At 65.0% G+C, this 10666-nt stretch carries 10 protein-coding genes; 7 read left to right on the forward strand and 3 right to left on the reverse strand.

Annotation, left to right across the window (positions count from 1 at the left end; all coding sequences use genetic code 11):
- The first annotated feature begins 155 nt into the window (after nucleotides 1-155).
- The 5 genes from OKC44_RS19660 (at nucleotide 156) to OKC44_RS19680 (ending at nucleotide 4354) form a co-directional block, all read left to right on the forward strand.
- On the forward strand, nucleotides 156-1367 hold the full coding sequence (locus OKC44_RS19660; RefSeq protein ID WP_016349494.1) for a threonine synthase: 1212 nt from the start codon (nucleotides 156-158) through the stop codon (nucleotides 1365-1367).
- A complete protein-coding gene (locus tag OKC44_RS19665) occupies nucleotides 1364-2029 on the forward strand; it encodes an amino acid ABC transporter permease (protein ID WP_270814678.1) in 666 nt (221 codons plus the stop codon). Before OKC44_RS19660 ends, OKC44_RS19665 begins: the two co-directional genes overlap by 4 nt.
- 71 nt (nucleotides 2030-2100) lie before the next feature.
- The gene (locus tag OKC44_RS19670; RefSeq protein WP_161646621.1) at nucleotides 2101-2763 is read left to right on the forward strand and encodes an amino acid ABC transporter permease; all 663 of its coding nucleotides are present in this window, start codon (nucleotides 2101-2103) and stop codon (nucleotides 2761-2763) included.
- The gene (locus tag OKC44_RS19675; RefSeq protein WP_270814681.1) at nucleotides 2760-3521 is read left to right on the forward strand and encodes an amino acid ABC transporter ATP-binding protein; all 762 of its coding nucleotides are present in this window, start codon (nucleotides 2760-2762) and stop codon (nucleotides 3519-3521) included. Before OKC44_RS19670 ends, OKC44_RS19675 begins: the two co-directional genes overlap by 4 nt.
- A complete protein-coding gene (locus tag OKC44_RS19680; RefSeq protein WP_011704713.1) occupies nucleotides 3518-4354 on the forward strand; it encodes a transporter substrate-binding domain-containing protein in 837 nt (278 codons plus the stop codon). Before OKC44_RS19675 ends, OKC44_RS19680 begins: the two co-directional genes overlap by 4 nt.
- 304 nt (nucleotides 4355-4658) lie before the next feature.
- On the opposite strand, the gene OKC44_RS19685 is transcribed toward OKC44_RS19680, so the two are convergent.
- Both OKC44_RS19685 and OKC44_RS19690 read right to left on the reverse strand, forming a co-directional pair.
- On the reverse strand, nucleotides 4659-6605 hold the full coding sequence (locus OKC44_RS19685) for a MacB family efflux pump subunit (RefSeq protein ID WP_270814682.1): 1947 nt from the start codon (nucleotides 6603-6605) through the stop codon (nucleotides 4659-4661).
- Nucleotides 6606-6607: 2 nt separating this feature from the next.
- Nucleotides 6608-7768, reverse strand: coding sequence for an efflux RND transporter periplasmic adaptor subunit (locus OKC44_RS19690; RefSeq protein WP_270814684.1), 1161 nt, complete (start codon nucleotides 7766-7768; stop codon nucleotides 6608-6610).
- A gap of 162 nt (nucleotides 7769-7930) precedes the next feature.
- Between OKC44_RS19690 and OKC44_RS19695 the strand changes: the two genes are divergently transcribed.
- Together OKC44_RS19695 and OKC44_RS19700 are read left to right on the forward strand one after the other, a co-directional pair.
- Nucleotides 7931-8605 carry a response regulator transcription factor gene (locus OKC44_RS19695; RefSeq protein ID WP_270814686.1) on the forward strand — a complete coding sequence of 225 codons (675 nt, stop codon included), beginning with the start codon at nucleotides 7931-7933 and terminating at the stop codon, nucleotides 8603-8605.
- On the forward strand, nucleotides 8602-9885 hold the full coding sequence (locus OKC44_RS19700) for a HAMP domain-containing sensor histidine kinase (protein ID WP_270814688.1): 1284 nt from the start codon (nucleotides 8602-8604) through the stop codon (nucleotides 9883-9885). Before OKC44_RS19695 ends, OKC44_RS19700 begins: the two co-directional genes overlap by 4 nt.
- A 29-nt stretch (nucleotides 9886-9914) precedes the next feature.
- Here OKC44_RS19700 and OKC44_RS19705 read toward each other — a convergent pair whose 3' ends face one another.
- Entirely contained in the window at nucleotides 9915-10415 is a 501-nt protein-coding gene (locus OKC44_RS19705; RefSeq protein ID WP_270814689.1) for an NUDIX hydrolase, read from the reverse strand.
- Between the last annotated feature and the right edge of the window lie 251 nt (nucleotides 10416-10666).

Consider the following 10666-nt stretch of genomic DNA (forward strand, 5'->3'; position numbering starts at 1 on the left):
ACGCGACATGAGCGGTAAGCCGCCACAACCCTGACCAATCGGAGTCATATGAATTTTTTCGCTTAGGTTTGCCAGTTTATTTTGTTTGTTATCCGGCACTTGGGTCACAGGATGGAATAAGCGACTGACCATCTCGACTCATTTCAGGATAAAGCATGCCGTACAGCTACCTATCACATCTGCGTTGCAGCAAGACCGGCGAGATTGTGGATGCCGATCAGCCCCAGCAGCTGAGCCCGGTCGGCGCCCCCTTGCTGGCCAGCTACGACCTCGAGGCCCTGAAGCAGGCCTGGCATCCGGCCGCCCTGCTGGGTCGTCCCGCCAGTCTGTGGCGCTACCACGAGCTGCTGCCGGTACGCGACCCCGCCCAGGTGGTCACCCTGGGGGAAGGCTTCACCCCGCTGTTGCCGCTGCCACGCCTCGGCAAGCAGGTCGGCATTCCGGATCTCTGGATGAAGGATGAGAGCCTCACCCCCACCGGCTCCTTCAAGGCCCGCGGTGCCGCGGTCGGCGTCTCCCGCGCCCGCGAACTCGGCGTCACCCACTTCGCCATGCCCACCAACGGCAACGCCGGCGCGGCTTGGGCACTCTACGGTGCCCGCGCCGGCTTGCGCAGCACCATAGTCCAGCCGCAGGCGGCCCCTGCCATCACCCGGCTGGAGAGCGCCCTGGCCGGTGCCCGCCTCTATCTGGTGGACGGTCTCATCAGCGACGCCGGTCGCCAGGTGGCCGAGGCGGTGGCGCAGCAGGGGCTGTTCGATGCCTCCACCCTCAAGGAGCCCTATCGCATCGAGGGCAAGAAGACCATGGGGTTCGAAATAGCCGAACAGCTCGGCTGGACCCTGCCGGACGTGATCCTCTACCCCACCGGCGGAGGAGTCGGCCTCATCGGCATCTACAAGGCGCTGCGGGAATTGCAGGAGCTGGGCTGGGTGCAGGGGCCGCTGCCGCGCCTGGTGGCGGTGCAGGCGAGCGGCTGCGCCCCCATCGTCCAGGCCTGGCAGCAGGGGGAGCGCGAATCGCGCTTCTGGCCCGACTCCCAGACCCTGGCGTTCGGCATCAACGTGCCCAAGGCGCTGGGGGATTTTCTGGTGCTGGACGCCCTCTATCGCACCGAGGGCTGCGCCGTTGCGGTGGAAGACGGCGCCATCCAGCGTGAGCTGCGTCAGCTCGCCTCCCAGGAGGGCTGCTTCGTCTGCCCGGAAGGGGCGGCCGCCTTCGCCGCCGCCCGCCAGTTGCGGGAAGCGGGCTGGATCCAGGGGGGCGAGCGGGTGGTGGTGCTCAACACCGGCGCCGGCATCAAGTACCCGGACGCCATCACTGTCGTGCCCCAGCGGCTGCGCCGCGACGGGAGGATCCCGGCATGAGCTTCGACTGGTCCTTTGTTCTCACCACCCTGCCGGCGTTCGGCCAATCGGTCTGGATCACCCTGCAGCTCGGCGCCATCGTGATCCTCACCTCGCTCGCCGTGGCGCTGCTCAATGTGACGCTGCAAAGCCTGCACAGGCCCTGGCTGAACAGGGTGATCCGCGCCTATGTGGAGCTGGCCCGCAACACGCCGCTCTTGATCCAGCTGTTCTTTCTCTACTTCGGGCTGCCGGCGCTCGGCCTGTCTCTGTCGGGCTTTGCCACGGCGGTGATCGCCATGACCTTCCTCGGCGGCGGCTACCTGACCGAAGCGCTGCGGGCGGGCATTCAGGCTGTCCCCCCCAGCCAGCTGGAGGCGGGGCGAGCCATCGGCCTCTCCCGCTGGCAACTGCTGCGCCACGTGCAGTTGCCCCAGGCCTGGCTCGCCAGCCTGCCGGCGCTGTTTGCCAACTTCATCTTTCTGCTCAAAGAAACTACGGTGGCCTCGGCGGTGGCGGTGCCGGAGCTGCTCTACACCACCAAGAACTACATCGCCCTCTACTACAAGACCTACGAGATGCTGGCGGTGCTGACCTTGATGTGCGTGCTGATCTTTCTGCCGCTATCGCTCGCCCTGCGCGTCGTTGAAAGGAGGCTGCAACATGGTCAGTTCGGTCATTGAATCGCTGATGCAGGCAGCGATCGTCCTGCTGCTACCGTTCGCCACCCATGCACCAGAAAGGAGGGCTCAATATGGCCAGTCCGGTCACTGAGCAGCTGACGCAGGCGCTGCCGCTGCTGGCGGTGGGCGCGGGTCAGACCCTCGCCATCTCGCTGCTCGCCATCCTGTTCGCCACCCTGGGCGGGGTCGGTTACGGCGTGCTGGCCCAGCAGGGGGGAAGGCTGACTCGGGGAGTGTTGCGAGTCTATCTGGAGCTGTTTCGGGTGGTGCCCGTGCTGGTCTGGCTCTACCTCTTCTTCTTCGGGCTGCCGATCTTCTTTGGCCTAGACATCCCGGCCTTCTGGTGCGCCGTGCTGGTGCTGGCCCTGTGGGGCGCCAGCGAGGTGGGTGAAGTGGTGCGCGGTGGTCTCAACTCCCTCGCCCGCGGCCAGCAGGAGGCCGGCCTGGCGCTCGGGCTCTCCCGCTGGCAGCTCTATCGCCACGTGCTGCTGCCCCAGGCGCTGCAACGGCTGACGCCGCCGACCATCAACATCTACACCCGCATCATCAAGACCAGCTCGCTGGCGGTGCTGATCGGGGTGGTGGAGGTGATCAAGGTGGGCCAGCAGATCATCGAGCGTACCTATGGTTCGCTGCTCATCTACGGTCTGCTGTTCCTGTTCTTTTTTCTGGTCTGCTATCCGCTCTCGCTCGCCTCGCGCCGGCTGGAGCAACAATGGGGTAATGCTGTATGACACCTCTGCTTGAGCTCAATGCTGTCAGCAAACAATTCGGCCAAAACCGGGTACTGGACGAGGTCAGCCTCACGGTGAACGCCGGGGAAGTGATCGTCATCCTGGGGCCGAGCGGCTGCGGCAAGAGTACCTTGCTGCGCACCCTCAACGGGCTCGAACCGATTCAGGGGGGCGAGATTCGCTTTGATGGAGAGCGGCTGGATGCCAGCACCGACTGGCAGCGACTGCGCCAGCGCATCGGCATGGTGTTCCAGAGCTATCACCTCTTCCCAAACCTGACGGTGCTGGAGAACGTGCTGCTCGGCCCCCTGCAGGTGCAGAAGCGGGAGCGGCAGGAGGCCCTGCTGCAGGCGGAACAGCTGCTGACCCGCATCGGCCTGTGGGAGCGACGTCACGACTATCCGCGCCAGCTCTCCGGCGGCCAGCAGCAGCGCATCGCCATCGTGCGGGCCCTGTGCATGAACCCCCAGGTGATGCTGTTTGACGAGGTGACCGCTGCGCTGGATCCCGAGATGGTGCAGGAGGTGCTGGAGGTGATCCGCGATCTCGCCGGCAGCGGCATGACCCTGCTCATCGTCACCCACGAGCTGGCGTTCGCCCAGGCGGTGGCCGATCGCATCGTCTTCATGAACGGCGGCCACATCCTGGAGCAGGCCGCCCCCCATCAATTTTTCGAGAACCCGCGCAGCCAGCGTGCCCGCCAGTTCCTCGCCAAGTTTTCTTATACCAATGTCATCAAACGAAAGGAGTCAGCATGAAAAAAATCACCTCGGTTCTGTTCAGCGCCCTGTTGGGACTGGGTCTCGCCAGCGGCGCCGCCCATGCGGCGGACGGTTCCCTCGACAAGATCAAGGCCCGCGACAAGCTCATCGTCGGCGTCTTCACCGACAAGCCCCCCTTCGGCTATGTGGACGAGAAGGGCAACTACGTCGGCTTTGACACCGACCTCGGTCGCCGTTTCGCCAAGGACCTGCTGGGGGACGAGAACAAGGTCGAGTTCGTGGCAGTGGAGCCCGCCAGCCGCATCCCTTTCCTGCAGAGCGACAAGGTGGATCTCATCCTCGCCAACATGACGGTGACCCCGGAGCGGCGGCAGGTGGTGGACTTCACCAACCCGAACCTGCGAGTGGCGGTACAGGTGCTGGTGCCACAAGGGAGTCCGGCCAAGCAACTCGATGATCTGGCCAGCAAGACCCTGATCGTCACTACCGGCACCACGGCCGACATCTGGCTGACCCGCAACCACCCGGACTGGAAGGTGCTCAAGTTCGAGAAGAACACCGAATCCCTGCAGGCGCTGGCCCAGGGCCGTGGCGACGCCTATGCCCAGGACAACCTGGTGCTGTTCAGCTGGGCCAAGGAGAACCCGGGCTATCGGGTGCTGCCCGAGAAGCTGGGCTCGGAAGACCCCATCGCGCCGGCGGTGAAGAAGGGAAATATCGAGCTGCGTGACTGGGTCAACGACCGTCTCGCCAAGCTGGGGGAAGAGAAGTACCTGCTGAAACTCTACGACCAGTACGTGCGCGACAAACTGAGCGCCGATACCGATCCCAACGACGTGATAGTGGAAGGAGGCAAGTGGCAGGGCTGAGCCTGCCAGAAGTGCTGAGAGTGTGATGTGTGTGAAATCTTGGTTCCGTTGGTCCGCAAACCGCAAGGTTTGACCTTTCAGGCGTCCCCCTCGGGTGGCGCCTTTTTTTCGCATGAGAAAAAGAACCGGGCCAGGGGCCCGGTTGAAAACCCGCGCAGAGCAGGCTGTGTCACGTCGATGACACGGTTCAGGCTGCCGGACTGGCACAGGGTGCCGTCCGGCCAACTCGCCAGGCCACCGAGGCGGGATGAGCCCTCGGCAGCGCCGGCGAATGGGGTGGCGCTGAGGGCGCCGAAGAGAGTGCCTACTCCCGCTCCAGTGCGTGGATGGGGTCCATCCGCGCCGCCCGCCGCGCCGGGAAGAAGCCGAACAACACGCCAATCAGGCTGGAGCAGAAGAAGGCCATCAGCACGGCGTCCAGGGAGTAGCTCAGGGTGAACTGGCTGCTGAAGTGCTCGAACAAGACGCCGACCAGCAGAGAGAGCAGCACCCCGGCCGCCCCGCCCAGCAGGCAGACCAGCACCGCCTCGATCAAGAACTGCTGCAGTATGTCGCCGGTTCTGGCCCCCACCGCCATCCGCACGCCGATCTCGCGGGTGCGCTCGCTCACCGACACCAGCATGATGTTCATCACTCCGATGCCGCCCACCACCAGGGAGATGAGCGCAATCATGGCGATCAGCAGGGTCAGGGTGGCATTGGTGCTGGTGATCGCCTGACGGATGCTGTCGGTGTTGAGCACGAAGAAATCCTGAGCGCCGTGCCGTTCACGCAGCAAACGGGTGATGCCATCCTCGGCGGCGGCCAGCGCCACCTCGTCCTGCACCCGCACGCTGATGCTGCGCAGATGGCTCTGGCCCAGCATCCGCGTCATGGCCGTGGTGTGGGGGATCCAGACATTGAGGTTCTCGTCGCTGCCAAAGCCGCTCTGATTGCGGGCCACCACCCCGATCACCCGGCACGGCAGGCTCCCCAGCAGGATCACCTGACCGAGCGGCGACTCTCCTGCGGCAAACAGGCGCGCCAGGCTGTTCTCGTCGATCACCACCTCCTGCGCCAGAGCGGTCACGCTGGCGGCATCGAACAGCATGCCTTGCAGCAATCGATAGCCGCGCACCTGGAAGAACTGCTCCCCCACCCCGTTCACCGAACCCAGCACCGCCTGGCTGCCCCGACGCAGGGTGACGCTGGTGGCCAGACTGGGAGTCACGCTGTGCACATAGCCGAGCCCGGCGAGGGCCTCGGCATCCTCCACCCTGAGGGTCTGGACCGCCTCGGCCCGCCGATCACCGAAGCCGCTGCCGGGGAAGATCTCCAGGGTGCTGGTGCCCATGGCATTGATGTTGGCCAGCACCTGCTGCTGGGAACCGCGTCCCAGCGCCACCACCGACACCACGGCGGCGATGCCGATGATGATGCCGAGCATGGTGAGGAAGGTGCGCATGCGCTGGGCCTGCATGGCCAGCAGCGCCATCTTGAAGGCGGCGCCGAGCCGCCCGGCCAGAGCGCCGCATCCCTCGGTGTCGGTACGGGGAGTGGTTGGCGCAGGGGACGGCGGTGTCGGCTCACGACGACGGTCGGCCACCACCTCGCCATCTTTCAGCTCGATAATCCGCTCGGCCTGTTCGGCAATCGCCATGTCGTGGGTCACCAGCACCAGCGTGTGGCCCTGCCGATGGAGCGCGCCCAGGATGCCGAGCACCTCGGCCCCGCTCTGGCTGTCGAGGGCGCCGGTCGGCTCGTCCGCCAGGATCACCTGACCGCCATTGATGAGGGCGCGGGCAATGCTGACCCGTTGCTGCTGGCCGCCGGAGAGCTGGCTCGGCTTGTAGTCGAGCCGGCTGCCGAGCCCGAGCCGCTGCAGCAGGCTTTCGGCCCTCGCCTTGCGCGCATCGCCGGCCAACCCGGCATAGAGCGCAGGCAGCGCCACGTTGTCGCGGGCACTGAGATCCCCCAGCAGGTGGTAGCGCTGAAAGATGAAACCGAAGTGCTCGCGGCGCAGGGTTGCCAGCGCATCGGCCGTTAGCCGTCCCGTCTCCCGTCCGGCCACCCGATAGCTACCCTCGCTCGGCTGATCGAGGCAGCCCAGAATGTTGAGCAGGGTCGATTTGCCGGAGCCGGAGGCGCCGACGATGGCCACCATCTCGCCTCGTGTTATGGTCAGGTCGATGCCCTTGAGCACCTCGACGCGCCGCTCCCCGTCGCCAAAATGGCGGCGGATCCCGCTCAGTTGCAGCAGTGGTTCCCTCATGGTCACATCCCCATCGGCGGGCCCATCCGCCCGCTCTGCTGGCTCTTGGCCGTCAGCTGACTGACCACCACGGCCTCCCCGGCGGCCAATCCCCCCAGGATCTGGGCATCCACCTTGTTGTTGAGGCCGACCTTCACCTGCCGCCATTGTGGGCGGCCAGCCTCATCCACCACCTGCACCCGCCCCTCGCTCAGGGCGATGGCCGGGATCACCAGGGCGTTGCGCTCGGTCGCCAGCACTATGTGCACCTGGGCCGTCATGCCGATGCGCAGGGCACCGCTCGGATTCGCCACCTCAAACAGACCGTGGTAGTAGACGGCCGTGCTGGTCGAACTGCTGCTGGTCGTGTCGTCGTTGATGGTGTCGGGGGCAGGCTCGATGGCGCGCAGACGGGCCTGGTAGCGCAGCTCCGGCGCCCCCAGCACGGTGAAATAGGTGGGCAGACCGGCCTTCACCTTGATCACGTCCGCCTCCGAGATCTGCGCCTCCACCGTCATGGTGTCGAGCCGCGCCACCTTGACCATGGTCGGAGTACTCTGCACCGCGTTGACCGTCTGCCCCTGCGCCACCGGGATCGCCACTATGGTGCCCGCCATGGGGGAGACGATGCGGGTATAACCCAGATTCACTCTGGCGGTGTCCACCGCGATGCGGGCCTGCACCGCTTGCGCCGTCAGCGCCCGGATGTCGGCGCGGGTGGCCGTCAGGGTCGCCTCCGCACTGTCGTAGTCGGCCTGGCTGCCCAATCCCCGGGCCAGCACCTTGCGCTGGCGCTCGAAGACCAGTTGGTTGTTGCGCAGAGTTGCCCGGCGCGAGGCCAGCTGGGCCTGCACGTTGTCGAGGGCGGCTTCGGCATCCTTGAGGGCATTCTGCTGGGTGAGATCGTCGATCTCGACCAGCAGATCGCCCTGCTTCACCTCATCCCCCAGCGCCACGTGCAGCGCCTTGATCTGCCCCGACACCTGTGCCCCCACGCTCACCAGCTTCTGGGCCTGCAGGGTGCCGTCGGCCAGCACGCTCTGCTCCAGATCCCGCCGCTCGGCCGGGGCCGTGATGTAAGAGGCAGTTGGTGCCGCATCGAACGGCGCAAACAGCCAGCCGGCCGCGAGCAGTAAGAGGGCTGGCGGCAGCAGGCGAACAACGAGGAGACGGGCAGGGGCCATCACGGATATCCTTGGGTGTAACAAAGGGATGAAACAAGCCAGTGCAATCTACTCCAATGTCCGGTTAAGCCTCTTGCAGGGCAGTGTAAGGATTGCGTAAAAGCAGCTGTCAGCGGGCAGCGGACACGGGAAAATGGCGTCGACCCGAGACGGAGAAGAGTGATGAAGATCCTGCTGGTGGACGATGATCTGGAGCTTGGCACCATGCTGAGCGAATACCTGGGCGGCGAAGGCTTTACCACCACCCATGTGCTGACCGGCAAGAGCGGCGTGCAACACGCCCTCTCCGGCAACTATGCCGCCGTGGTGCTCGACATCATGCTGCCCGACCTCAATGGCAGCGAGGTGCTGCGCCAGATCCGCCACGCCAGCCAGATCCCCGTCATCATGCTCACCGCCAAAGGGGACAACATAGACAGGGTGATCGGGCTGGAGATGGGGGCCGATGACTATGTGCCCAAGCCCTGCTACCCGAGGGAACTGGTGGCCAGGCTGAGGGCCGTGCTGCGCCGGGTCGAGCCCGCCAAAACCGGCAAGGACAACAGCCTGCGCCTCGCCGGCCTGACGCTCTCCCCTGCCACCCGCCAGTGCCACTGGCAAGCGTCGCCGCTGGAGCTGACCGCCACCGAGTTCAATCTGCTGGAACTGCTGCTGCGCTCACCGGAGCGGGTGGTCAGCAAGGATGAGCTCTCCCTGCACGGGCTCGGCCGCCCGCGCGAGCCCTATGATCGCAGCGTCGACGTGCACATCTGCAATATCCGCCAGAAGCTGCAGGCGCTGGCGGGGGAAGCCATCGGCATTGAGACGGTGCGCAGCATAGGATACCGGCTGGCATGATCCTCAAGGGACGCCTGTTCTGGAAGATACTGTTCGGCTTCTGGTTCACCATCATAATGATGAGCCAGCTGCTGTGGGTGGCCTTCAGCCTCTATCGCCACGAGGGGCCACCGGAACAACGGATGGCGAGGCAGCTGGCCGAACGCCAGCTGGACTCTGCCGCCGCTCTGCTGCAACGCCAGGGACCGACTGCTGTGGCGGCCCTGCAGGCCAGCTGGCCCGTAGCTGAGCAAGGATTGTTGCGCCTTGAACCGGTCGAAACGGAGCAATCCACAACACAGAGCGGCCGTATCCTGTTGGGAGCCGATGGCCAGCACTACCGGCTCGACTACGACACCGCCGGCCTGCAACGGCAGCTGGCACCGCCACAACCCCGCAGCGACTGGCTCAACATGCCGCCCCCCATGTGGTGGATCGGCGGACTCGGCGGCCTCTTCTTCAGCGCCCTGCTCGCCTGGCACCTGACCCGCCCCATGAACCGCTTCCGGCAGGGATTCGAGCGCCTCGCCCAGGGAGATCTGGAGGTTCGCCTCTACCCCACCATGCGGCGACGCCACGACGAGATCAGCGATGCGGCCCGCGACTTCGATGCCATGGCCGAACGACTGCAACTGCTGGTGGAGAGCCGTGAACAACTGCTGCACGACGTCTCCCACGAATTGCGTTCCCCCCTCGCCCGGCTACAACTGGCCATAGGTCTGGCCCAGCAGGATCCGGCCAGGATCGAGGGATCCCTGGCGCGGATCCAGCTCGAGACCCAGCGCATGGACAAGATGATAGGCGAGCTGCTCACCCTCACCCGTGCCAGCCATGGCGAGCGGGACGGCGAGGAGTATTACGATCTGCAGGGGCTGGTCGACGCCGTGGTGAGCGATGCCCGCTACGAGGCGCAGCACATGGGCGTCGAGATCACAACCTGGGTGGATGAAACCCGGGAATACACGGTCTGTGGACAGGCGGAGCTGATCCGCCGGGCCCTCGACAACGTGCTGCGCAATGCCCTACGCTTCTCCCAGACGGGACAGGTCATCACCCTGACCCTGCAGCGGCAGGGAGCAGAGTTTGTCATCGAGGTGGCGGATCAAGGAGTGGGAGTGGATGAGAGCAAGCTCTCCAGCATCTTCGATCCCTTCGTGCGAATAGGCTCCCCAGCAGCAGGCAAGGGTTATGGGCTGGGCCTTGCCATCACCCGCAAGGCGATCCAGGCCCAGGGCGGGCGGGTCGACGCCAGAAACGGTGAAGAGGGCGGCCTGATCGTCACCCTGCATCTGCCGGGCTAGCTGCTCCGCCCTGTCATCAATGCTATAGGTTAGCCCCGCAGCCGCTGTAATTGACTGATGGCGGCGCCGGTAGAGCGAAAGGCAAACTCGGCAGGGGCAAGGCCAGCCAGCTTGCGCCACTCGCAGGCGGCTACATCATCGGCCGCCACCACCAAAGGCTTGTCTGCCAACTCCAGCAGAAAGACGGTGTCACAGGTGTGATAGGTCACCTCGTCATAGGGATAGACGTTGGCATAAGAACCCAGGTAGCGCAGCGTCTCCCCCGTCAGATCCAGCCCCAGTTCCTCCTTGAGCTCCCTCACCAAGGCTTCCTCCAGCGATTCGCCGGGATCGACGAAGCCGCCCGGCAGATCCAATAAGCCCTGGCCGGGATCCCGGGCCCGCACCGCGACCAGCAGCTCGTCCTGCCAGCACAGCACCACCATCACGGCCGACGCCACATTCTGGAAATAGTGAAAACCACAGCCACAGGCAAACTCTTTCTCGCTGCGCTGTTGCAGCGATCCGGAACCACAGCGCGGACAAAACATAGGGGGACTCCCATCTGACACCAAAGGCGCATTGTATGCCGAACTCCCTCCCCGATGGAAAGCCTTGAGGCACAACACCCATAGCGTGATAAATCAGCGGGATATAAAAGAGGGAAAGGGCAATTCAGGAGAAGTGAAACGAAAAAAAGCCCAGTCGTTAGACTGGGCTTCTTGTTAGTGGCGGAGCGGACGGGACTCGAACCCGCGACCCCCGGCGTGACAGGCCGGTATTCTAACCGACTGAACTACCG

Origin of the sequence: Aeromonas sp. S41-2 (assembly GCF_027705845.1) — a bacterium.
GTDB classification, from domain to species: Bacteria; Pseudomonadota; Gammaproteobacteria; order Enterobacterales; family Aeromonadaceae; genus Aeromonas; species Aeromonas hydrophila.